A 22614-nucleotide genomic window follows, 5' to 3' on the forward strand; every position below is an offset into this window, starting at 1 on the left:
GTTAACAGGATAAAACACTTGCGTGCATGATTGTCTGACAATTATCATTGCGCCCTAATTGAGCTGGGAGAAATCTGATGAAGAAGTGGCAGTGTGTGGTTTGCGGTCTGATTTACGATGAGGCGGAAGGTTGGCCCGAAGATGGCATTGAACCCGGCACCAAGTGGGAAGACGTACCGGAAGACTGGGTCTGCCCAGATTGCGGTGTCGGCAAGGAAGACTTTGAGATGATCGAGATCAGCTGATACCCCGCAGCCTGGTTACGCAGTATGTTGATTTGCGCAGAGTGTTTAAGAGGAACACGGCTATGATTGAGCAGGCCCCCATCGTTATCGTTGGTACCGGGTTGTCCGGCTACTCGCTGGCGCGGGAGATTCGTAAGCTGGACAAAGAGACCCCGGTAATCATGGTAACTGCCGATGACGGCGTGAGCTACTCCAAGCCCATGCTCTCCACCGGCCTTACCAAAGGTAAGGATGCCGAGGGTCTGGCCCAGGGCGCAACCGATGCCATGTCGGAGCAGTTGAATGTGCAGATCAGGGCATTCAGCACCGTTACCGGAATTGATACCCGGGCACATGAGCTGGTGCTCGGCGACGAGCGCCTCGCCTACAGCAAGCTGGTTCTGGCCTGGGGCGCCGATGTCATTCGGCTGAGCCTGGAGGGGAATGGTCAGGAACACGTATTCTCCATCAATGACCTGATGGACTACCGCGAGTTTCGCAAGGCCCTTGGCGACGGCAAGCGGGTGGCGATTATGGGTGCCGGCCTGATCGGTTGTGAGTTCGCCAATGATCTGCGCAACGGCGGCTACGAAGTGGACGTGATCGCGCCATCGGAGGTGGTTATGCCTGGCCTGTTGCCGGAAGTGGCCGCCAATGCCGTTCAGCAGGAGCTGGAAAACCTGGGCGTCGGTTTCCACCTCGGCACCGTGGTGGACCGGATCGAGCAGAAAGGCAGTGGCGTCGCCCTGAGCCTGGCCAATGGCGAGACGCTGGACGCTGATCTGGTGTTGTCTGCCGTGGGCTTGCGGCCCCGGATCGGGCTGGCCGGGGCGGCCGGCATTGACACCGGTCGTGGCATTACCGTTAACCGTGCCCTGGAAACCTCGGCGCCGGACGTCTACGCCCTCGGAGACTGCGCCGAGGTGGACGGTCACGTGCTGCTTTACGTGTTGCCCCTGATGGCCTGTGCCCGGGCCCTCGCCAAGACGCTGACTGGCGAGCGAACCGAGGTGAGCTATGGCACGATGCCGGTGATGATCAAGACACCCTGTTGCCCCACTGCTGTCTGTCCGCCGGCTCCGGATGCCCAGGGTAGTTGGGATGTGGAGCAGGACGGCACGAACGTCAAGGCGCTGTTCAAGAGTCCGGATGGTGAAGTCCTGGGGTTTGCCGTTACTGGCCGCTTTGCTGTGGAGAAACAGGCATTGTCCCGGGAAGTGCCGCCGATACACGGGTAGCCCTCGGAAATGACTGAACGGCCCCGTTCCATGGGGCCGGTTTTGCCTGCCGTTCGTGGCTTTTCGTTGCGAAATCTCCCCGCTTGCGGTAGAAAACTCCGTCGTGTGCTAACGAAATCACAGGAGCAGGCATGCTTGAGGTAACCAAGAAGCTGGTGGAGTTGCTGGACCTTTCACCTATCGGCGACGATCATTTTCAGGGCGACAGCGAGGATCTGGGCTTTCCCAACGTCTTTGGCGGACAGGTTCTTGGCCAGGCTTTGATGGCTGCCAGCCGCACCGTTGAGGGTCGACTGTGTCATTCCCTGCATGCCTATTTTCTGCGTCCCGGCAATCACAGCATGCCCATCGATTACGAAGTCCAGCGGGTACGGGATGGTGGCAGTTTCTCCGTTCGCCGGGTGATTGCCCGCCAGGATGGCAAGGAAATCCTGACCGGCTCCATGTCGTTCCAGGTCGCTGAAGAGGGCTTTGAGCATCAGCTGAAGATGCCGGAGGCGCCGGGCCCGGAATCACTTCGTTCAGAACAGGAATGGGGTAAGATCCTGGCGCCCCAGGTGCCGGAAAGACTGCGCGAAACCCTGACCCGTGATCGCCCGATCGAGATCCGGCCCGTTAACCCGGTGAATCCGTTAAAGCCGGAAAAACGTCCGCCCCACAAGCAGAGCTGGTTTCGCGCCCAGGGGCCGTTGCCGGATGATCCCGTGCTGCACCGCTGCCTGCTGACCTACGCATCCGATTTTCAGTTTCTCGGTACCTCCCTGAATCCCCACGGGCTGACCTTCATGAGCAAAGGTCTGCAGGTGGCCAGTCTTGATCACGCCATCTGGTTCCATCGGGATTTCCGGATGGATGAATGGCTGCTCTACGACAAGGACAGCCCGAGCGCCTCGGCGGGCCGCGGTTTCAATCGCGGCAACTTTTTCAATGAGGAAGGCGTGCTGGTGGCTTCCACCACACAAGAGGCACTGATCCGCCAACGTTGACAAGATTGTCAACCGAGTTTGCGCTCGTCCGGTTGCTGGTGGTTTCGGCCTAGCCAGGCCAGCAGTTCGTCAAAAGGAAGTGGTGGCGTGAGCAGGTAACCCTGGATCATGTCACACCCCATATCCCGCAGCAGATCCACTGTACCATGATCCTCCACGCCTTCGGCCACCACCCGATAGCCAAGGCTGTGGCACATATCGATGGTGGTCTGCACAATCACCCGGTCTTCGGCCTCGGTGGCAAGATCCGTGACCAGCGACCGGTCGATCTTTACCTCGCTGGCCGGTAACTGCTTGATGTAGGAGAGCGAAGAGTAACCGGATCCGAAATCGTCAATGGAAACCGGAATGCCCGTGGCATTCAGGGAGTTCAGGGCTTTCAGGGAGTTGCCCGGGTCCTGCATCATCGAGGTTTCCGTGACCTCAAAAATGATCGCACCCTGATGGCCGTGATAGCTGTTCATTAACCGTTGCACGAAAATCGGGAAATCCGGTTCCCGCAGATTGTTCGGAGAAATGTTCACGGAAATCGTCAGGGACCAGCCCCGGTCCAGCAGCTGCGAGCGCAGGGCCAGAGACTGCTCAAGCACCCACCGGGTCAGAGGTTTGATCAGCCCCGTCTGCTCCGCAAGACTGACAATCTCGTCAGCGCGAATCGGCTGGGGCCTCCCTGGCCAGCGGATCAGTGCCTCCATGCCCACAATTCGGCTGGTTTTCAGGCACTGTTTGGGCTGCATGAAAAGCGCCAGCCCATCATTTTCCAGTGCCTGCCGCAGCTCCGAGACCATAGTAAGCCGGTCAGCGCTGTAGGAATCCCGTGCCGGCTTGTAATAGGCGATGCCCCGTTCCCGGGCCGAGTCCGAGCCCTCCGCAATAACCGCCCGGCGGATCAGCGTGTTCGCATCCATGCCATGCTCCGGGAAAATCGCCACACCCAGTCGAGGATCCAGAGGCACCTGCATGCCAAGATAATCGATAGGGTACCGGATGCCGTCCAGACCTTTGAGAATTGACCTGGGAGCTGAGCCGGTGGCATCTGCATCGACGATAAACGCAAAGGTTTGTGGGTCCAGTGAGGCCAGGAAAAAGTTGCGCTGATCACTCTGTTCCACTGGCATGGCGCCCGGCAGCTCCCGGATAACTGCATTGTAGTGTTTCGACGCCAGTTCCAGAATGCGGTCGCTGTTGTGGTGGCCCAGAGTCTTGGTAACAGACTGCAGATTGTTCAGGTGAATGATCGCAACGCCATAGCGCCTATCCGGGCTGCGCATCATCAGGTCGTTCAGCATCATCTCAAAACTGATGCGGTTGGGAAGACTGGTCAGCGGGTTATGCAGGGCGTGGTCCATCAGCTTGAGCTCGGCGGAGCGTCGCGCTGCCATGGCCCTGAGTTCTGCCTCCCGAGCCTCCACTTTCTCCTGTCGTTGCTGGTACAGCCGTGCCGCCAATGCGAGTGTGAGCAGGATGGCTTCCAGAGCCGAACCAATCTGCATCCCGTAGGTGGTCAGAAAGGTATTGGGTAGCAGTCCGTATTTGTTGGCCGCGGTGATGGCGCTGCCAATCGTCAATGCGCCCCAGGCCAGAGTGTAGTAACTGGCCTGGGGATTGCCCTTGGCCCATTGCAACGGGCCAAGGGCGGTGAGCAGCAGGCAGCTGGGTATAGCCAGTGCCACGGTCAGGCGGCTCCCGGTGCTGTAATCGACAAAGAAGGTGATAGCGGCAACGGCAGCATTCAGGGTAATGGTGAGAACGACCAGCCGATCCAGAGTGGGTCCGGTTTTCTTCAGCTTCAGGAAGGAGCGGGAGAACAGTAGGGTGAACAACATCGCGAACGGCACTGAAAGCAGCATCATCTGGTTATGTATGGCGGGGCTGTCTGGCCAGATAAGCTGGAAGGTTGTGCCGTTTAGACTGCCGATCAGCAGCAGGTAGCCAAGGGTCGAGAGTACGTAGAGCAGATAAACCGGCTCCCGCAGAGCGGAAAATATAAAAAGATTAAAGAAGATAACGGTAATCAGGATGCCGTAATACAGCGCATGCAGCTGGTCTTCGGTCGAGGTGTACTCGAAGAATGCCTGCGCGTTCCAGAGCTTGAGGGGTATCTGCATGGCTCCCTGGGTGCTTACTTCCAGCAGAATCCGGTACTCACTGGCGATGCTCTGTTCAAACGGAAACAGAAAATGACGGTGCAGTATAGGTCGTTGCTCAAAGGGAAACTGGTCCCCGGTGACTACCCGGGTGGCGATTCGGCCGTTTTCCAGGAGATAGAACGTGAGCCTGTCGAGCTGGGAGTAGCGAACTTCCAGGAGGTTGATCGTTGCCGGGCTGCTAACAGAAAACCGGAGCCAGACCGTGTCCCTGATATAGCCGAAATTCGGGCTTTCCTCTTTTAGGGTTTGCCAGTCGTCGGACGCCAGCGCTTCAGCAGCTGTGAGGGTGCTATCGGGGCCGGCGCGAAGGTACTCAATCTGCGGGATATACGATGTCTCAGCCCCTTGTGAAGGGGCTGGCAGGCCTGAGAGCAGAGTCAGTGCTATCAGCAAACGGAGCCATTTTGTTGATGCCACGGTATACCGCTTTTTATCATTGTCTTTCCGAGTATGGCGTGTCGCCTATAACGGCTCAAGTCGGTGGCAGGGCCTGTTTGGCAAATTTGTGTAACCGGTCAGATCTGGCTAAGCCACTCCCGGGCCCAAGGCAGTGCGTCTGCTTCAGGTTCCATGGTTTCCAGGGCGTCAATGCGCAGGGTATCACCGATCTTGCGAGCGGACGTCTCGTTCAGTGCCTCCTCCATCAGTTCGCCGGCTCCGCAAAAGGTATCTCCATAGGAGCTGTCGCCCAGAACGATCACGCCGAAGGGTCGGCCCGGTTGCTGTGGCAGCTGATCCCGCAAATCCAGATAGAATGGCAGCAGGTTTGGTGGCAACTCGCCCTGTCCGGTGGTGGATGTGCAAACCAGAAGCGGGTCGAGGTTTGAAGTGATGTCTTCCAGCGCCGGATTCTCCAGCACGGTAACCTGATGCCCCCCGGTTTCCAGATCCTTCTTGATGGCTCGGGCTGTCAGCAGCGCGCCGCCGTAGACGCTGCCCACCAGAATACGAATGGCTGTCATTGGTTCACCTGTTCAATTTACTGGGTTCAGACCATACGGTCCCACGGTGGCGCACGATCATAACGGGCGCGTTTGACGGGCTCAACTGTGCGGCTTAACTGGAGGGGCACCGGGCGGGTCAGTCTCCTGACTGCGTACCCGTGGCGCGATCCGGTTGCGGCCGGATTCCTTTGCAGTGTAGAGGTTTACATCGGCTTGTTTGAGCAGGGCATCCAGGGATCCGGCCATAGCAATAGAACAGACGCCAGCGCTCATGGTGACCGGCAGGTTCTGTCCCCGGAACCGAAACGGCTGTCTGGCTACCTTGGAGCGAAGCCTTTCTGCCAGGGTCAGTGCCTGGAGCAGGGAGGTGTCGGGGAGGAGCACCAGAAATTCTTCGCCCCCCCACCGGGCCGCCACATCGGTTTGCCGAATCACGGTTTTCATCAGCTCAGAAAATTCGCGCAGTACTTCGTCACCGACATTGTGCCCGTACTGATCGTTGATAGCCTTGAACAGGTCAAGATCTATCAGGGCAACGGAGAAGTGGTGCCCCGAGCGCTGGTAGCGGGAAAACTCCATAGCCAGGCGGTCTTGCATGTCCCGGCGGTTGGACAGCCCGGTGAGCTCATCGGTTCTCGCCGCGTGCTCGTGGGTTTCGGCCAGTATCACCAGCTCATTGCGGGCCTTGAGGCGACTGGCTTCAAGGACAAAACAGAAAATTGATTCGAAGGTAAGGGTGGCAAAGAAGCGGATCTTGAAATCCATGCTGTATTCCGCGGCCACCATTGGAAGGCCGGGAAACTGGAAGACTACAGCTGCAATGAGGTAGCAAAACAGCAGAACCGCCGTGCCGGTTTTCAGATCGGTGAGGTAAAACAGCAGGGGCGGAAATACATAGAACCAGAGGGGGCCGGTATTGCTCTCGCCACCAGAGGCGATCAGATAGGTGAACAGCAGGCCGACAATGACAATCAGCCCCCCTTTTTGCCTGTTCCGGTTTCTGGTTTTGGCAAAATACAGCATGTTCAGGCCGATCAGCCCGATAAACGACCAGAGCACCCAGGCGTGGGTTGTGTGGTCGGCGAGCCAGGCCTTGGCACCGATTCCGACGAGAAAGGCGATGGCGGTTGCGGAGAGCCAGGTCAGCAGGCGCGACGCCTGAGCGTCTTCCCGCTCGTCGGCGGCGATCTGGCTAGAGGAGTTTGGTTGGGACATGAAAGCCTTATTTTTGGTGTTTTTGTAATTTTGACGCTTTTAGCCCGGATTATGAGTGAAGTTAGTGAAATTTTGCAGTCCCGTCTGTGATGTGTTTAGCCTGTGTGAAATGTGACCGTTTTATTTCAATTTCGTGTCAAAGATTTTATAGTTGCGCCGCGGCAGAGCCTGCGAGCAACTTTCACAGACCAAACGAGACCTGACCTGTTATGGCCCGTTCGAGCGGATTCCTGGATACCCTTCTTACCAGCCCTACCACGGAACGATACAGGGTCGGCATCAGCCTGCTTTTCCTGCTAGGAGTATGGTTGACCGTCGGATCATTCAGCCAGGGAATGCCGAACAGCATGTTGCTGATGGCTGCGGCGGTCATTGGCGGTTACATGGCGATCAACATAGGGGCCAACGACGTCGCAAACAACGTGGGTCCGGCGGTTGGCTCCGGGGCCCTTTCACTGGGCGCGGCGGTTGTTATTGCTGCTGTTTTTGAAGCGGGCGGTGCGATTATTGCCGGGGGTGATGTGGTGTCCACCATCAAGGGCGGCATCATCGATCCCTCCAACCTCGAAGATGGCCGGGCTTTTGTCTGGCTGATGACAGCGGCCCTGCTGGCCGGTGCTCTCTGGCTGAACCTGGCGACCTGGATGGGCGCACCTGTCTCCACTACCCATTCGATCGTTGGTGGCGTTCTCGGTGCCGGCATCGCCGCCGGTGGCTGGGGCATTGCCGATTGGGCTGTGATGGGCAAGATTGCTGCCAGCTGGGTCATCTCCCCTGTACTGGGTGGTGCTCTGGCGGCCCTGTTTCTGTTCGCGATCAAGAAGACGGTACTGTATCGCAAGGACGTCGTCCCGGCGGCGCGCACCTTCGTGCCCTGGCTGGTAGCCATTATGGCCTGGGCTTTTGGTACCTACCTGATGATTAAAGGCGTCAAGAAGATCGTTAAGGTAGATTTCCTTGAAGCTACCCTGATCGGGCTTGTGGCAGCGGCTGTGGTGTTTTTCGTGATGCGCACGGTGGTGGGGCGACTGGCATCAACCATGGAGAACAGCTCGGCCGGAGTGAACACACTGTTTACCTGGCCCCTGATCTTCGCTGCTGCGCTGCTGAGCTTTGCCCATGGTGCCAACGACGTGGCCAACGCCATCGGTCCGCTGGCGGCCATTAACGATGCCCTGTCCGCCGGAACGGTGATTACCTCGGCCAGCATTCCCCTGTGGGTCATGATGGTTGGTGCCTTGGGCCTTGCTGTTGGCCTGATGCTGTTTGGCCCGCGCCTGATCAAAACGGTTGGTAGCGAAATTACCGAACTGGACAAGACCCGGGCCTTCTGTATCGCTCTGTCCGCCGCGCTCACGGTTATCCTTGCCTCCCAGTTGGGCCTGCCTGTCAGCTCCACCCACATTGCGATTGGGGGCGTATTTGGCGTTGGATTCCTTCGGGAATACCTTAAATCCAATTACGCGACCCAGCTGCACAAGATCATGGAACATCATGCCCCCGAAGAGCAGGAGCGTCTCAAACCGTTCCTTGATGACTTCCGCAATGCCTCCGTCGAGGAAATGGAAAACCTGCTGAAGCAGGCCAAGAAGAAAAAGCAGGTGCCGCTGTCCAAATCCGAACGCAAGCGGCTGAAAAAGATTTACCGGGAAGAGATGGTCAAACGCTCCCACCTGGTGCGGATTGCTGCGGCCTGGATTATCACCGTGCCAGCGTCCGCGATCATGGCGGCTATCCTGTTCTTTACCCTGCGGGGCCTGCTGATCTGAGACCTTGGGCTGGTTGTAACTGGCCAGTTTGGCCATACTATGGAGATATTACGGGGGTGTTCGCCCCCGAGCATCCATTTGTCCGGGGAGTGAAGTATGAGTACGTCGAGTGAGGGCCGTCAGGCGAGGATGATTGATGAGCTTCGGGTGTTCATCAAGAAGGTGCTGAGTGATCCCACCATTGCGGTAAAATCCATGGAGATTGCCCGGAAGCACCGTAGCGACCCGAATGCCGATGAGATCATCGCCCGGGAAATCAGTGCCAACACGAACATCCGGATTCCGGAGAACTGGAGTGAGGCGGATCGCATGTTCCTGGATATCATCCACGATGTTCTGGATGATGAAGAGGCGCTTTACTGAGGTCGAGTTGAACTCGGAGACTCAGGCCTTGGGGAAGAGCCAGTAGGGTGGGCGTTTCGAAAACACGCTCCTTGCGGCACATCCCTGTGACGCTTGGGCTCCGCCATCCCTGGCTCCGCACAGTTTTCGAAACGCCCACCCTACTGGCTCATCAGATTTTAGGAATTGCCTTCAGGCCTGTTTCGCGTTTGGAGTGGTCTGTTTCAATACAGCATCCGCCATCTGGTGCAGAATGTTGATCTCATCCGCGATTCCTTCATCCCGTGACAGCTCCCGCTGTTCCGTTAGTATGTCTGCCAGAATTTCCTTCGTCGTCAGCGGGTTTGCCAATACCACTCGGAAGACGATGCATGGGAAATGGAAATAACGGGCCGGCTCGAGTCGGGTCCGTGAGACGAACGCCTTACCCCGTTCCCGCTGGGTTTTCTGGATGAATTTGGTGATCCGGTTGAGGCAGGTGTTGAGCTTTTCTGCCTGCAGTGGATCGGCAATTTCCAGGGCCTGCTGGACGTTCTCCGGGCAATAGCGGTAGGTGAGAATGTTCAGCTCCGGCCGGGTGATCAGTTCGAAGTCCGAATCCGCCTCGATCATTTCCGCAAAGTTCTTGGCCTTGTCGATGCCTTGGTCGATCAGGATTTCGTAGCCTTCCCGGGCCAGGATCTTGAGGCCGGAATGGATCAGCATGGACATCCCGGGCCGGGAGCCTTCGAGGGTGGTGCTGCCCAGGTCCCGGGAGCCTTTCCGGATAATGTACTGGGCGTGGTGCTCGACGGCACTGGCCAGGCTTGGGTCTCGGAACACCACCAGGCCCACACCCATGGGCACGTAAAGCTGTTTGTGGGCGTCGAAGGTGACGGAATCGGCCTTCTCGATGCCTCGCAGCAGGTGCTTGTAGGTGCGGGAGAACAGGGTTGGGCCACCCCAGGCGGCGTCGACGTGGAAATGGGCGCCGAATTCCCGGGCGATGTCGGCCATACCGTCCAGCGGGTCCACGTTGCCGGTTTCGGTGGTGCCGGCGACACCGCAGATGGCCATCACCTTGATTTTCTGGCGCTGGAGCTCCAGGCATTTGTCCCGCAGGGCGTCGGTATTGATTCGATTCTCGTCGTCGGTATCAACCGGAATCAGGGATTCCCGGCCCAGACCAAGCACATCGGCGGCCTTGCGCAGGGAATAATGGCCGCGACGGGAGACCACAATGGCAGCGCCTTCGTAGCCATAGTATTTCAGAGCCCGAAACAGGCCTTCCTGGTGCAGACCCCGGAAGCTGCCCTCGGCGGGGAAGGCCCGGTTACGAGCTACCCAGAGAGCGGTCAGGTTGGCAACGGTGCCGCCGGAGCACATCGCGCCCAAAGCGTGGCGGGGGTCGTGCATCCATTTGCGGTAGAAAGCACCGTCCTCCTGGTACACCAGGCGGTGAATCATGCCCAGTACCTGGCGCTCCATGGGGGTAAACGCCTTGGAGGTTTCGGTTTTCACCAGGTTCTGGTTCAGGGCAATCATGATTTTGGACAGCGGCAGCATGAAATAGGGCAGCGCTGAGGTCATGTGCCCGATAAAAGCCGGGGATGCGGTGTGAACGGAGTTGGCCACCAGTTTGTCGAGAAGGAACTGGGCCTGTTCAGACACGAAAACGGGCTTTTCCGGGATGGTGTAATCGGAGAAGTCTTTCTCCACATCCGAAAGGTCACGCTCAACCGCAACGATGTGCTCCTGCAGGAAGCCGGCAAGGTTGCGGGAGATATTCTGGTCAATCCGGCTCAGCGTTGATTCCGGCGCTTCGGGCACCGTGAATACGCGATACATGGCCTCAACTGAGGCCTGGGCGGATTTTTTCTTTCCGGTCATAGGCGCCACTCACATTCAGTGGTCATCCGAAGGGCCGGTTCCGGATGCCCTGCGGATACGGCCGGCATTTATGTCCGGCATTGGTTACGGGTCACCTGCCGCTGGCAGGCGCACTGGCATCCCTGAGGGGGCGTAGTATACGGCCTGGCGACAGGTTACGCTACATGACCCCGGCTCGGGCTGTTGCGTTCCGGTCAGAGTATTTCCCGGTGGATATCCAGTATGGCAGCATCCACGCGTTCTTCGATGGCTTTTTCGATCTGGTCGAGGCGTTGGGTGATTTGCTGGGAGGAGGTGCCCAGGGCTGCGATGGTCCAGGTGGCGCAGTCCAGGGCTTCCTGGTCGGCGGTTTCTGCCACGGCCAGGTCGGGTTCTTTGCCCCAGATGGCCTTGAGGGCGGTGAAGACTTTGCGTTTGGCTTTGAGGTCTTCGCAGCCGTAGAGCTGGAAGTGCAGGGTCAGGACGCCTACGTGGGGCGTGATCACCGTTTGTTGAGGCGTATTGCCTTCCCTAAGCAATTTTCTCAATGCTTCTGACATGATTGGTTCCGTGCAGGAGCCGGTGGGATTTCGCCTTCCAAAAAACGCTCCTTCGGCCCATCCATGGGGCGCTTGGGCTCCGCCATCCATGGCTCCGCACATTTTTGGAAGGCGAAACCCCACCGTCTCGCCAAGTTATCAGCTAACCGTAGGTCGGATTAGCCAAAGGCGTAATCCGATAGATCTGGATGCTTTGGTCTGCCGTTGGCAAAAAATAACCAACGGCACGCCTTTAGCCTACTACAGGCGTTGCCCGTTTGAGAATGGCGACCGGATCAGTGCCTGACGGCAGGTTGCCATAGTTCATGCCGCCGCCGGATTGCAGACGGGTGGCGCAGAAGGCGTCTGTCACGGCTTTGTCGGAGTGGCGGATCAGCAATGAGGCCTGCATGACCAGGGCCATCCGGTCGACCAGGTTGCGGGCCCGGTACTGGAAATCGCTGATGTCGGCGAAGTCGTGCTGGAGCTGGGCCAGGAACTGGTCGAACCGGCGGTCGGCGCCTTTGGCTTCGGCGGCTTCCCGGAAGAAGGCGTCGAGGGTTTCGGGTTCTTTTTGCAGGGCGCGCAGGGTGTCCAGGCACTGAACGTTGCCGCTGCCTTCCCAGATGGCGTTGACCGGGGATTCGCGGAACAGGCGGGGCATGATGCAGTCTTCCATCACGCCGCTGCCGCCGATGCATTCCATGGCTTCGTAGGCATGGTTGGGGGTGCGTTTGCAGATCCAGTATTTGCCGACTGGGGTGGCCAGGCGGGCCAGGAGCCGTTCGTGTTCCCGGTCCTGGTTGTCGAGGGCACGGGCAATCCGCATGGTGTAGGCCAGTGCGGCTTCGCTTTCCAGGGCCAGGTCGGCCAGGACGTTCTGCATTAGCGGTTGTTCGATCAGTCGTGCGCCGAAAGCACTGCGGTGGCGGCAGTGGTGGGTAGCCTGGGCTACGGCCTGGCGCATGCCGGCGGAGCTGCCGATCATGCAGTCGAAGCGGGTCATGGCCACCATTTCGATGATGGTGGGCACGCCGCGGCCTTCCTCGCCCACCATCCAGGCCAGGGCGCCGCGCAGTTCGGCTTCGCTGGAGGCGTTGGCGATGTTGCCCATCTTGTTCTTCAGGCGCTGGACCTGCCAGGGGTTCTTGGTGCCGTCCGGGCGCCAGCGGGGCATCAGAAAGCAGGACAGGCCGCCCTGCGTCTGGGCAAGTACCAGGAAGGCGTCGCACATGGGGGCAGAGACGAACCATTTGTGGCCCGCCAGTTCGTACGCCTGGCCGGCGCCCTTGGCAGCCACCGGGTAGGCTTTGGTGCTGTTGGCCCGGACATCGCTGCCGCCCTGTTTCTCGGTCATGGCCATGCCGATGGTGACGGAGCTTTTCTGGCTGTCCGGCAGATTTCGGGGGTCGTAGTCGTTGGCCAGGATCCGTGCTTCCCAGTCGGCGGCCAGTTCCGGCTGTTTCCGGATGGACGGGATGGCGGCAAAGGTCATGGTCACCGGGCAGCAATGGGCCGCTTCCACCTGGGAGTGCATGTAGTATTTGGCGGCGCGGGTTACGTGAGCGCCCTGGCCGGGCTGGCTCCAGGGGCTGCTGTGCAGGCCGTTATCGAAGGCAATGCGCATCAGCTCGTGGTAGGCCGGGTGAAAATCCACTTCGTCTACACGGTGGCCGAAACGGTCATGGGTGTTGAATGTCGGCTTGTTGGCGTTGGCGCGGAAGCCCAGGTCGATGGTTTCTGCGGCGCCTGCCAGGGCGCCGAAGGCTTTGAGGTCTGCGGTTGCACTTTTGGCACCTTCGCGGAGAGCGGCTTCCTGGAGAGCGATGTCCTGCTGGAACAGGTTGTAGTTCTCCAGCACCGGTGGCTGGTTGAAGACCTCGTGGGTGGTGGCCAGGTAGCGATCGTCCTGGTCGGTTGACGGCATGTCGGGCCGGGGTTGCCGCGCACTCATTGCTACCTCCTGATGCCGGTCAACCCCTGCATGCAAAAGCGGATGATGGAATCGACCAGCGAGTCGTTGTCGTCAGTTGTTGCGCAGGCCGACTGGCTGGTCTGGGTTGGTGACAGTGGGCCAACCAGGCTTTCTGCGATTGCGCCGACCAGGCAGGTACTGCTCTGGCGTGCGTCCTGATCCGGTATGCAACCTTCTGCAATGCCATCCCGGACCGCTTTCTCAAACAGCTTGGCGTAGGCTTTCCGGTACGCCAGTCGTTCCTCTTCCACTTTCGGGTCCACCGGCTCCGCGATCAGGGACCAGGCCATCATTGGACCCCTGAGAGCCCGTTCGGCGAATTGTCTCAGAGCCCGCTCCAGTCTTTCGGCCGCGTTTCCGGAGGTGGCCAGTGCTTCGGAAACCTTGTCGACTTCGCGCTGGGTGGCCAGCCGGAATATTTCCGCAAACAGGTCTTCCCTGGACTCGAAGTGCCGGTAAATGGTTCCGGTAGCGACGCCGGCAAGGCCCGCGATACGAGTAACTCTTGCGCTTCGGAATCCACCCTCTTCAACGCACTGGTAGGTGCATTCCACAATCCGTTTTCGCGCCTCGGCCTTACGCTGGCGCATTTTCTCCGTTTCTCGATAGGCCATTCCGGCTCCCTATAAGCAGTGAATCATTATTCATTCTTTGTGTCAATTCTGCTGACTCTAAATAGAGATCAAATTAAACCATAATATTCATGATCTTATGGGTAGTTACAAAAAATTACAAAAAAGGCGTTGCCAGTAAATGGCGTGGTCACAAAAAGCAGATTATAAAGACGCCAAGACGAAGCCGCAGGCGGTCGTTCGTCGACACGGAGTGAGGCTCCCTGTGCGGGTGCAGTACTCGACCATCTGTTTTCGTTGATGGAGAAAAGGTCATGAGTGAATTCGACGAAAGCAACCTGGAGCAGGCCGGAAGCTGGGCCAGCGACAGTGACGACAACCATTCCATTGCCGGCCGTGCACGGATTCGCGCACAGTTGCAGGCAGACATTGATGCGTTTCTGAACCACGGCGGCAAGATACAGGAAGTCGATACCACTTTCCGTTCTGATTCCCCGCGCAAAGTGGACGTCGGTTTCAACAACCGATCCCTCTGAACGCTGGCCGTACAGGCCGGGGTGGGTTCGCCCCGGCTCTGTTTTTGATGCCGGTCTCGTTATGGTCAGCCAGCCTGGTTTATCCTCGCTCAATACCATCCTGTCCTGTTAACCGGGGCAAGGCGCCAATCACCCGATAATTCCGGATCCGCCCTTGGCCATGAAGTCCTTTATCCGATTTTTCGTTATGTTTCCGGTGATCATAGCAGTTGTCGCAGCATTCTGGCTGTTCGCCACTGACTCACGGGAAGCCACGCCCCCCGCCGATTCTTTCAGCGAAAGTGAAGCGGTCGTGGTTCCGGGACAACGGTCTTCCGGAAAGCAGGTCGCCCCCTCGAAGCTGGTTGGCGGGTCGTCGGCTGTAACGGTTCCGGAAATTCTGCCTGCTTCACTGACAGGTACGTCTGTTCCGGACGGATGGGCCATAACGGACCGGTTAGGCAACCTGATACCCACCCCGCATTTGCGCCAGATGTTCGAGTATTTCCTTTCTGCCCTTGGAGAGGAATCACTGGGACAGCTGGTGGCCCGCATTGAGTCCGCCCTTGCAGGGCTCGAAGAGCCTGCGAGATCTCAGGCCCTGGCAACCCTCGGCGCTTATCTCGATTACAAACTGGCCGTTTCGGAACTTGAACAGACCTATGGAGATGTGAAAGGCCTTGGCCCGGATGAGGTGCAGCGACGAATAGCGGAGATCCATGCTCTGCGCCGAACCTGGCTGGACGCTGCTACTGCGGAGGCCTTTTTCGCAGATGATGAAGCCGTAGACCGTTTTCAGATGGAAAAGCGCCGAATTACCCGGGACGAGAGCCTGACGGCTGAAGAGAAAGTCGAGGCTCTTCGCAAGGCGGAATCATCCTTGCCGGAACCGCTCCGCGAGGCCAGGAAGGAAACCCGTCAATTCGCAGAGTATGAACAGGTGCGCCAGCAGCTGGCAGACGATCCCCGGGCGCTTCGGGCCTGGCGCCAGGAGGCTTTCGGAGCTGAAGCGGCGGACCGGCTGGCACAGCTTGAAAAGGAACAACAGGAGTGGAGCCTGCGTTGGCAAGCGTACTCCGTGGAACGGGACCGCCTGATGTCGTCCGGGTTGGCGGCGCAGGAGCGGGAGGAGGCGCTGGATCGCCTCAGGGCCCGCCACTTCAACGAAACCGAACGAATCCGTGCCGAGGCACTGGATTCAATCCGGTAATCGCCCTGTCATCAAATAGGATTATCCTGCTGAGGGAGTCTGCAACCAGCGTCGCTGGCCGTGTATGATGAGGCAAAGGGCGCCGGACCGGCGCCGGGATTATCCATCAGACTTTTTGTTCAGCCATCCAGGAGGTTGTCCGTGCCGATTCCGACTCCCCGAGTTTTCCCAGCTACTCGCCTGCGCCGCAACCGGGCCAACGATTTTTCCCGCCGCCTGGTTCGGGAAAACCAGCTGACACCGGACAATCTCATTTATCCGGTTTTCGTACTGGAAGGTGAGGGCCAGCGCGAGCAGGTGCCATCCATGCCGGGGGTTGAGCGCTTGAGTATTGATCTTCTGGTTGAGCAGGCTGCGGAGCTGGTAGCGCTGGGAATTCCTGCCGTGGCCCTGTTTCCGGTGGTGCCCGCTGAGAACAAGAACCTGTCCGGTTCCGGCGCCTGGGATGCGGACGGCCTGGCCCAGCGGGCTGTCAGGGCCCTGAAAAAAGCGCAGCCGGAACTGGGTGTGATCACTGATGTGGCGCTGGACCCGTTTACCACCCACGGCCAGGACGGCATTATTGATAACGAGGGTTATGTACTCAACGATGTGACCGTAGAAGCGCTGGTTAATCAGGCGCTTTCCCATGCCGACGCCGGTGCCGATGTGGTTGCGCCCTCGGACATGATGGACGGCCGGGTTGGTGCCATTCGGGAGGCCCTGGAAAACGCGGGCCATGTGAACACCCGAATCATGGCCTATTCCGCCAAGTATGCCTCCAGCTATTACGGGCCGTTCCGCGATGCGGTGGGTTCGGCGGCCAATCTTGGTAAGGGCAACAAGTCCACGTATCAGATGGATCCGGCCAACAGCGACGAGGCGTTGCACGAAGTGGCCATGGATCTTTCCGAAGGCGCCGACATGGTGATGATCAAGCCCGGTATGCCATACCTGGATATCGTGTACCGGGTGAAAACGGAACTGCAGGTGCCCACTTTTGTTTACCAGGTCAGTGGTGAATATGCCATGCACATGGCAGCGGCACAGAATGGCTGGCTGGACGGCGACGCGGTGATGATGGAAAGCCTGATGGCCATGCGTCGCGCGGGAGCCGACGGTATCCTGACCTATTTTGCCGTGCGTGCGGCCCGCCTGATGCGGGAACCACAAGGCTGACAACCGATACAAACCAATCGCCGGCGTGCAATGCCACGGCGGCGAACAAGACTGGAACCGAGGAAACATGACAACGGAAACGGCCAAGAATCAGACAACGGGTGGAGAGCTGAGTGTGCCTGCGCCAGTGGAAGTTCCTCCGGTGGGCGAAGAGGTCAACCTGGACGCCAATGAAAACTACTTCAACCGTGAACTGAGCCAGCTGCAGTTCAACTACCGGGTGCTCAAGCAGGCCCTTGATACGACGCATCCTCTGATCAATCGCCTGATCTTCTGCTGTATATTCAGCAGCAACATGGACGAGTTCTTCGAGATCCGTGTTGCCGGGTTGCGTCAGCAGATGAAATACGGCCGCGAGACAATCGGCGCCGATGGCATGATGCCGGACCAGGCGCTGGCGGAAATCAGCCGTGTTGCCCATGACTACATTCGCGAACAGTACGACATCCTTAATAACGTCCTGATTCCCGAGATGGAGCAGCAGAACATCCATTTCGTGCGGCGCCGGGAGTGGACCCCACAGCAGGCCGAATGGGTTCGCAACTATTTTGAGGAGGAAATTCTGCCGGTTGTCAGCCCCATCGGGCTGGATCCCTCGCACCCGTTTCCCCGGCTGGTGAACAAGAGCCTGAATTTCATTGTTGAGCTGGATGGCAAAGATGCTTTTGGCCGTGAAACCGGGATGGCGATCGTGCCTGCGCCCCGGTCACTACCGCGCCTGGTGCGACTGCCGGATGATGTGTGTGACGGTGGAGAGAACCTGGTATTTCTGTCCTCCATGATCCACGCCCATACCGACGAACTGTTCCCGGGCATGGAAGTAAAAGGCTGCTATCAGTTCAGGCTCACCCGTAACGCCGACCTTGAGCTTGAAGACGATCTGGAAGACCTGGCTTCGGCCTTGCGAGGCGAGTTGTTGAGCCGCCGTTTCGGCGACGGCGTGCGCCTGGAAGTGGCGGACAACTGCCCCCAGGAGCTGGTTCAATTCCTGCTGACCGAGTTTGGCCTCACCGAACGGGATCTGTACCAGGTCCATGGCCCGGTGAATCTGACCCGGCTGATGGCCGTTGGTGGTCTGGTAGATCGGCCGGACCTGACCTATTCCGGCTTCTCGCCATCGATTCCCAAGCAGATCCGAAGCAAGGATTCGATGTTTGACTCCATCCGCAAGCAGCCAATTCTTTTGCATCACCCCTTCGAGAACTTCAGCCCGGTGGTGGATTTGCTGCGCCAGGCTGCCAAGGATCCCCAGGTGCTGGCGATTCGCCAGACGCTTTACCGGACCGGGGCGGACTCCGAGCTTGTGGAAGCATTGGCGGATGCGGCCAGGCGTGGCAAGGAAGTGACCGCAGTGATCGAATTGCGGGCCCGGTTCAGTGAGGCCGAAAACCTTGAGCTGGCGAGCCGGCTTCAGGAAGCCGGAGTGATCGTGGTCTATGGCGTTGTTGGCTACAAGACTCACGCCAAGATGATCCTGATCGTACGCCGGGAAGAAGGGCGTCTGCGGCGCTACGTGCACCTGGGCACGGGCAACTATCACGCTGGCAACGCCCGGTTGTACACCGATTACAGTTTCATGACCTGTGACGAATCCATCAGCGATGATGTCAACAAGCTGTTCCAGCAGCTGACAGGCATGGGTAAAGCCCTGAAGATCAAGAAGCTGTTTCATTCTCCGTTTACCCTGCACTCCCGTTTGCTCAGCCTGATCGAGCGTGAAGCCGACTATGGCGAGAAAGGCCGGATTATTATCAAGTTCAATGCCCTGACCGAGATCCGGATGATCAAGGCCCTCTACCGGGCCTCTCAGGCGGGCGTGAAGATTGATCTGATCATCCGTGGCATCTGTTGTCTGCGCCCGGAGGTGCCGGGCCTTTCCGATAACATTCGGGTAAGATCCATCATTGGTCGCTTCCTCGAACACACCCGGGTGTATTACTTCGGCAACAACGGCCGGCCCGATGTTTACTGCTCGAGCGCCGATGGGATGGAGCGTAATCTGCTGAGCCGTGTGGAAACCGCGTTTCCCCTGGATGACCCGGCCCTGGCGGCCCGTGTTCGTGAAGACCTGGATACCTACCTGGCCGATAACTGCCAGTCCTGGGTGTTGCAACCGGACGGCAGTTACATCCAGAACCAGCCCGCCGAGGGTGATGAACGTTTGGCAGCCCAGCTGGTGCTGTTGGAGCGATTGACCGGAAAAAACTGATTTCCCAGACGGAGAATGCTTTTGAATGCCAAATGGATGATTGCTGGTGCCGGCGTGCTGGTTGTGGCCGGTGGACTGCCGTGGGTGGTGGGTTATGTCACCGAACAGCAGTGGCAGCAGGCTACGGCAGAGGCCAACAGTGCTCAGCCATTCCTGAAGCTGGAGACAGAAGCGTATCGCCGGGGCCTTCTCGGTTCAGAACTGAGGGGCTCCGTAAGCCTGTTGAATCCTGAAACCGGCGAGTCCAATCGGGTGGCTTTCCGTGCGGATGTGACCCATGGAGTGACAGGCAGCCTGATGGACTTTGAGCCGGCCGACGGTTGGTCTGCACCGGGTATGGACTGGTTTCCCGAGGAAAATCCAAGGTTGACCCTGGAGACTCGGCTCTGGGGTACTGCGACCCTTGAGCTGGAAGTGCCGGGTATGTCTGTCACTGACGCCGCAACAGGCGAGTCTCTGGCCACCAGCGGCGGCCTGGCAAGAATCGAGATCAGTGACGCGGGCACCCAGGCAGAGGCTCTGGTAGTTTGGCCCGCGCTGATATTGTCTGGTCCTGAGCTGGATGTCCGTGTCAGTGACTTCCGGATGGAGCAGACCATGAACCACCTTTCCGGTGAGGTCTGGACCGGCTCTGGCGAGGTTGTGGTTGAGTCTGTGTCTGTCACGCCCGATCAGGAGCAGTCGGTTACTCTGAGCGGCATTTCTGTTCAGAGCAGCAGTGAGGCCGTTAGCGAGGGTGAGCGGCTGGATTCGCGTGTGGCCTTCGAGGTTGCCGATATCACGTTTTCCGATGACGCTTATGGCCCCCAACGGCTGGTGTTCGCGCTGGAGGGGCTGGAAGTGGCGGCCTGGAGTGCCCTGACAGAAAGCCTGTCGGCGATGCAGGCACTGGCCGTTACTCAGGCCTCGGGCGGTGAGGAGCAGTTTGAGCAGCAGATGGCTGCCATGGGGCAGATGAATACCGCCGTACGGAATTTGGCTGCGTCCGGCTTTTCCGTGGGTTTTCCGGAGTTGTATATAACAACGCCGGAAGGCACGGTAACAGGAAGTGCCCAGATCTCCCATCCGGAGCTGACGGCGGATCAGAAGGCCGAGATGCTGATGGTGATGCAGCGCCTGGCCGGCGAAATGAATCTGAGCCTGCCCCTGGCCCTGGCAGAGAAATATCCGGAGCTGCAGCTGCAACTGGCGCCCCTGATCAAGCAGGGCTTACTGGTTCAGGAGGGTGACAGACTCGTGCTGGACGCGCAGATGAAGGACCTGGTGGTTGATGTGAACGGCGTGGAAATTCCGTTGCCCCCTTTGCTTTGAATCATCGGTCAGGATCAGAAAAAGCCCCGTGATCGGGGCTTTTTTGTGTCTTCAGGCCCGGTCAAACTTCCGTTTCAGGGCCGCCTCTACCGCGGGATCGACGAATTCCGACACATCGCCGCCCAGGGATGCGATTTCCCGGATCAGGGTAGAGGAGATGTAGGACAGGTGGTTTGCGGGTGTCAGGAATACGCTTTCCACTTCCGGGGCAAGCCGGCGGTTCATGTCTGCCAGCTGGAACTCATACTCGAAATCGGAGACGGCGCGCAGGCCCCGCAGGATCACGGTGGCGCCCTGTTCACGGACAAAGTCTGCCAGCAGGTTGCTGAAGCCGGTAACGCTGACATTGGGGATATGCGCCGTTGCCTGGCGAACCAGCTCGCAGCGTTCTTCGAGGTTCAGAAGTGGCTGTTTCTTGGGGTTGTAGGCGATGGCGACGACGATTTCATCAAACATTCGGCCGGCCCGCTCAATGAGGTCGGTGTGGCCGTTGGTGATGGGGTCGAAGGTGCCCGGGTAGATGACTTTGGACATGCACAGCTCCTTTCTTCGCTGGCTGCAATCATATCAGCATTCCTGGTTGTTCTGTAGTTGCCGGAGGGGGATTCCGGGACTTTGCAGTGGGTGAATTAACCTCGGGGCGGGGCCAACCGGGTGGGGCTTTCCGGAAACCGCTACGAGCACATCCATGTGCGCTTGGCTCCGCCATCCATGGCTCCGCACATTTCCGGAAAGCCCCACCCGATCGACCCGGCGTGCGCAGTTGCAGGCCGCCCCGATCTGGATGGAGTGGTCGTTAGTTGACCAGTTTGTTTGCCAGGCGTGAGCTGTTTCGTGCCGAAAGCGCATACACCGACAACTGCGGATTGGCGCCGATGCTGGTCGGGAAAACCGAGGCGTCGTGGACGCTGAGGTTGCTGACATGGTGGTGTTCGCCGAAGCTGTTGACTACGGAGTTCTCAGGGTTGATGCCCATACCGCAACCACCCATCTGGTGGGCGGTGAACAGACGGACGCGGTGGGGTTCCATGGGGAGTCGGTTGATGGCGGCTTTGGCATCGGCCAGGGTGTGGTACCAGTTGGAATCCAGGTGCATCAGGCGGACTTTTTCGGCGCCGGCGGCGAACTGGATTTCTACCATGGTGTGGAAGGCTTCCCGCAGGCCGGTCCAGAGATAGTCCGTGACCGGGTAATCCAGTACCGGGCTGCCGTCGTCGCGCAATGAAACGGTGCCGCCGGGGCTTTCGGGGTGGAAGCCATCCCGGAGCAGGGCAATGACCGACTGCATGTGGGGCAGGCCGGTCATGTTGTTGATCTGGGTTTCACCGTGGCCGGGTATCACGCCGCTGGACATGCCGGGGTGAAGTGGTGGTACTTCCAGTTTGTAGCCGACGGGCCCGTCGACGCCGTTGCGGAAGTTGAATTCGTCGGAGTAGATGGACTGTGGTGCGCCGTAGAACGGGTCAACCCGTTGGGGCATCTGGGCGACGGAGGCATTGACCGGATGGATGAAGGAGCGTTTGCCGATACGCTGGTGGGGGTCCGGAATATCCGATCGTAACAGCAGGCCTGGCGAGCCGATGGCGCTGGCAGCAACGACGAAGTGTCTGGCTTTCAGCGTTACGGTAACTCCCGTTGGTGTAATGCCGTCGCTGGCGAAGGCCGTGGCCTGGAGGTGGTCGATCCGGTCCTGGTTCATCACCAGTTTGTCGGCCCTCAGGCTGTGGAACAGTCGGGCGTTGTTGTCCAGGGCGCCAGGGATGGTGGTCATCAGCGCACCCTGTTTTGCGTTGGTTGGGCAGCCGACGCCGCAGTAGCCCAGATTCCAGCAGCCTTTGACGTTGCGGGGGATAATCTTCCAGCTGTAGCCAAGCTTCTCGCAGCCCTGGCGCAAGATGTCGTTGTTGACGTTTGGGTCGACCTGCCAAAGGGCAACGTTGTGTCGTTCCTCCCGGCCGTTGAACCAGGGCGCCATGGCCGCCGGTCGGAGATCGTCCAGACCGAACTGGTCGGCCCAGTAATTCAGGGTGGCCTCCGGCGTGCGGAAACTGCTGGTCCAGTTGACGGTCGTGGAGCCGCCCACGCAGCGCCCCTGCAGGATGGCAATGGCGCCGTCCCGGGTGACCCGGCTCATACCCTCCTGGTACAGGTTGGCATAGGAGGTCAGCTCGTCCATCTTGAAGTCTTTCTGGTAATACAGCCTGCCTTCTTCCACAAGAATCACGGACAACCCGTTTCGGGCGAGAATTTCCGCGGTGGTGCCACCACCGGCGCCGGTTCCGACAACGACAACGTCCGCTTCCGTGGTCAGGTTCCCGGTGAGGCTGGCACCGTCGGTGACTTTCCAGCCCGATTCCAGGCCTTGGGCAATACGATCGGTTAATGACATGGTTGGCTCCGTCAGATCAG

19 protein-coding genes are annotated in these 22614 nt (G+C 58.9%); 10 read left to right on the top strand and 9 right to left on the bottom strand.

Annotated elements, in window-relative coordinates:
• Window positions 1–77: 77 nt before the first annotated feature.
• From CLH62_RS13150 to CLH62_RS13160, 3 genes are all read left to right on the top strand, one after another.
• A complete protein-coding gene (locus CLH62_RS13150) occupies window positions 78–245 on the top strand; it encodes a rubredoxin (protein ID WP_048496576.1) in 168 nt (55 codons plus the stop codon).
• Window positions 246–307: 62 nt separating this feature from the next.
• On the top strand, window positions 308–1462 hold the full coding sequence (locus tag CLH62_RS13155) for an NAD(P)/FAD-dependent oxidoreductase (protein ID WP_099618589.1): 1155 nt from the start codon (window positions 308–310) through the stop codon (window positions 1460–1462).
• A 131-nt stretch (window positions 1463–1593) separates the two neighbouring features.
• Window positions 1594–2448, top strand: a complete 855-nt coding sequence (locus tag CLH62_RS13160) for an acyl-CoA thioesterase (protein WP_099618590.1) — start codon at window positions 1594–1596, stop codon at window positions 2446–2448.
• Window positions 2449–2456: 8 nt separating this feature from the next.
• Here the strand turns inward: CLH62_RS13160 and CLH62_RS13165 are convergent, their stop codons facing one another.
• The 3 genes from CLH62_RS13165 to CLH62_RS13175 all read right to left on the bottom strand — a co-directional run bounded on the left by CLH62_RS13165 (window position 2457) and on the right by CLH62_RS13175 (window position 6757).
• Window positions 2457–5015 (bottom strand): EAL domain-containing protein, encoded by a 2559-nt coding sequence (locus tag CLH62_RS13165; protein WP_099618591.1) that lies wholly within the window; start codon window positions 5013–5015, stop codon window positions 2457–2459.
• Window positions 5016–5113: 98 nt separating this feature from the next.
• Window positions 5114–5560: a flavodoxin gene (locus tag CLH62_RS13170; protein WP_099618592.1), complete on the bottom strand. Its 447-nt coding sequence runs from the start codon at window positions 5558–5560 to the stop codon at window positions 5114–5116.
• Between the two features lie 81 nt (window positions 5561–5641).
• Entirely contained in the window at window positions 5642–6757 is a 1116-nt protein-coding gene (locus CLH62_RS13175; protein ID WP_099618593.1) for a GGDEF domain-containing protein, read from the bottom strand.
• Between the two features lie 209 nt (window positions 6758–6966).
• On the opposite strand from CLH62_RS13175, the gene CLH62_RS13180 reads away from it, so the two are divergent.
• Window positions 6967–8526 carry an inorganic phosphate transporter gene (locus CLH62_RS13180; RefSeq protein WP_099618594.1) on the top strand — a complete coding sequence of 520 codons (1560 nt, stop codon included), beginning with the start codon at window positions 6967–6969 and terminating at the stop codon, window positions 8524–8526.
• Window positions 8527–8622: 96 nt separating this feature from the next.
• Window positions 8623–8889 (top strand): hypothetical protein, encoded by a 267-nt coding sequence (locus tag CLH62_RS13185; protein ID WP_099618595.1) that lies wholly within the window; start codon window positions 8623–8625, stop codon window positions 8887–8889.
• Window positions 8890–9060: 171 nt separating this feature from the next.
• Here CLH62_RS13185 and panP read toward each other — a convergent pair whose 3' ends face one another.
• The 4 genes from panP to CLH62_RS13205 all read right to left on the bottom strand — a co-directional run bounded on the left by panP (window position 9061) and on the right by CLH62_RS13205 (window position 13844).
• Complete coding sequence (gene panP, locus CLH62_RS13190) at window positions 9061–10737, bottom strand: pyridoxal-dependent aspartate 1-decarboxylase PanP (protein WP_099618596.1); 1677 nt, start codon at window positions 10735–10737, stop codon at window positions 9061–9063.
• 194 nt (window positions 10738–10931) lie between these two features.
• The gene (locus CLH62_RS13195) at window positions 10932–11276 is read right to left on the bottom strand and encodes a DUF503 domain-containing protein (RefSeq protein ID WP_099618597.1); all 345 of its coding nucleotides are present in this window, start codon (window positions 11274–11276) and stop codon (window positions 10932–10934) included.
• A 232-nt stretch (window positions 11277–11508) separates the two neighbouring features.
• Window positions 11509–13209, bottom strand: a complete 1701-nt coding sequence (locus CLH62_RS13200) for an isovaleryl-CoA dehydrogenase (protein WP_099618598.1) — start codon at window positions 13207–13209, stop codon at window positions 11509–11511.
• A 2-nt stretch (window positions 13210–13211) separates the two neighbouring features.
• Complete coding sequence (locus CLH62_RS13205) at window positions 13212–13844, bottom strand: TetR/AcrR family transcriptional regulator (RefSeq protein ID WP_099618599.1); 633 nt, start codon at window positions 13842–13844, stop codon at window positions 13212–13214.
• A gap of 272 nt (window positions 13845–14116) precedes the next feature.
• On the opposite strand from CLH62_RS13205, the gene CLH62_RS13210 reads away from it, so the two are divergent.
• From CLH62_RS13210 to CLH62_RS13230, 5 genes are all read left to right on the top strand, one after another.
• A complete protein-coding gene (locus CLH62_RS13210; protein ID WP_099618600.1) occupies window positions 14117–14338 on the top strand; it encodes a hypothetical protein in 222 nt (73 codons plus the stop codon).
• Window positions 14339–14498: 160 nt separating this feature from the next.
• A complete protein-coding gene (locus CLH62_RS13215; protein ID WP_099618601.1) occupies window positions 14499–15527 on the top strand; it encodes a lipase secretion chaperone in 1029 nt (342 codons plus the stop codon).
• Window positions 15528–15668: 141 nt separating this feature from the next.
• Window positions 15669–16685: a porphobilinogen synthase gene (gene hemB / locus CLH62_RS13220; protein WP_099618602.1), complete on the top strand. Its 1017-nt coding sequence runs from the start codon at window positions 15669–15671 to the stop codon at window positions 16683–16685.
• A gap of 67 nt (window positions 16686–16752) precedes the next feature.
• The gene (gene ppk1, locus CLH62_RS13225; RefSeq protein ID WP_099618603.1) at window positions 16753–18894 is read left to right on the top strand and encodes a polyphosphate kinase 1; all 2142 of its coding nucleotides are present in this window, start codon (window positions 16753–16755) and stop codon (window positions 18892–18894) included.
• A 15-nt stretch (window positions 18895–18909) separates the two neighbouring features.
• Complete coding sequence (locus CLH62_RS13230; RefSeq protein ID WP_228152843.1) at window positions 18910–20205, top strand: DUF945 family protein; 1296 nt, start codon at window positions 18910–18912, stop codon at window positions 20203–20205.
• A gap of 51 nt (window positions 20206–20256) precedes the next feature.
• Here CLH62_RS13230 and coaD read toward each other — a convergent pair whose 3' ends face one another.
• Both coaD and CLH62_RS13240 read right to left on the bottom strand, forming a co-directional pair.
• Window positions 20257–20739 carry a pantetheine-phosphate adenylyltransferase gene (gene coaD / locus CLH62_RS13235; protein WP_099618604.1) on the bottom strand — a complete coding sequence of 161 codons (483 nt, stop codon included), beginning with the start codon at window positions 20737–20739 and terminating at the stop codon, window positions 20257–20259.
• A 262-nt stretch (window positions 20740–21001) separates the two neighbouring features.
• The gene (locus CLH62_RS13240; protein ID WP_099618605.1) at window positions 21002–22594 is read right to left on the bottom strand and encodes a GMC family oxidoreductase; all 1593 of its coding nucleotides are present in this window, start codon (window positions 22592–22594) and stop codon (window positions 21002–21004) included.
• Window positions 22595–22614 lie beyond the last annotated feature (20 nt).

Origin of the sequence: Marinobacter guineae (assembly GCF_002744735.1) — a bacterium.
In the GTDB taxonomy this organism is placed as follows: domain Bacteria; phylum Pseudomonadota; class Gammaproteobacteria; order Pseudomonadales; family Oleiphilaceae; genus Marinobacter; species Marinobacter guineae.

Bases quoted from the DNA above. Each gene is read 5' to 3' on its own strand.
- CLH62_RS13180 (WP_099618594.1), top strand. From the start codon at position 6,967: ATGGCCCGTTCGAGCGGATTCCTGGATACCCTTCTTACCAGCCCTACC.
- CLH62_RS13170 (WP_099618592.1), bottom strand. From the start codon at position 5,560: ATGACAGCCATTCGTATTCTGGTGGGCAGCGTCTACGGCGGCGCGCTG.
- CLH62_RS13230 (WP_228152843.1), top strand. From the start codon at position 18,910: ATGCTTTTGAATGCCAAATGGATGATTGCTGGTGCCGGCGTGCTGGTT.
- coaD (WP_099618604.1), bottom strand. From the start codon at position 20,739: ATGTCCAAAGTCATCTACCCGGGCACCTTCGACCCCATCACCAACGGC.
- CLH62_RS13150 (WP_048496576.1), top strand. From the start codon at position 78: ATGAAGAAGTGGCAGTGTGTGGTTTGCGGTCTGATTTACGATGAGGCG.
- CLH62_RS13185 (WP_099618595.1), top strand. From the start codon at position 8,623: ATGAGTACGTCGAGTGAGGGCCGTCAGGCGAGGATGATTGATGAGCTT.
- CLH62_RS13175 (WP_099618593.1), bottom strand. From the start codon at position 6,757: ATGTCCCAACCAAACTCCTCTAGCCAGATCGCCGCCGACGAGCGGGAA.
- panP (WP_099618596.1), bottom strand. From the start codon at position 10,737: ATGACCGGAAAGAAAAAATCCGCCCAGGCCTCAGTTGAGGCCATGTAT.
- CLH62_RS13200 (WP_099618598.1), bottom strand. From the start codon at position 13,209: ATGAGTGCGCGGCAACCCCGGCCCGACATGCCGTCAACCGACCAGGAC.
- CLH62_RS13155 (WP_099618589.1), top strand. From the start codon at position 308: ATGATTGAGCAGGCCCCCATCGTTATCGTTGGTACCGGGTTGTCCGGC.
- CLH62_RS13205 (WP_099618599.1), bottom strand. From the start codon at position 13,844: ATGGCCTATCGAGAAACGGAGAAAATGCGCCAGCGTAAGGCCGAGGCG.
- CLH62_RS13210 (WP_099618600.1), top strand. From the start codon at position 14,117: ATGAGTGAATTCGACGAAAGCAACCTGGAGCAGGCCGGAAGCTGGGCC.
- CLH62_RS13195 (WP_099618597.1), bottom strand. From the start codon at position 11,276: ATGTCAGAAGCATTGAGAAAATTGCTTAGGGAAGGCAATACGCCTCAA.
- CLH62_RS13240 (WP_099618605.1), bottom strand. From the start codon at position 22,594: ATGTCATTAACCGATCGTATTGCCCAAGGCCTGGAATCGGGCTGGAAA.
- CLH62_RS13215 (WP_099618601.1), top strand. From the start codon at position 14,499: ATGAAGTCCTTTATCCGATTTTTCGTTATGTTTCCGGTGATCATAGCA.
- CLH62_RS13160 (WP_099618590.1), top strand. From the start codon at position 1,594: ATGCTTGAGGTAACCAAGAAGCTGGTGGAGTTGCTGGACCTTTCACCT.
- ppk1 (WP_099618603.1), top strand. From the start codon at position 16,753: ATGACAACGGAAACGGCCAAGAATCAGACAACGGGTGGAGAGCTGAGT.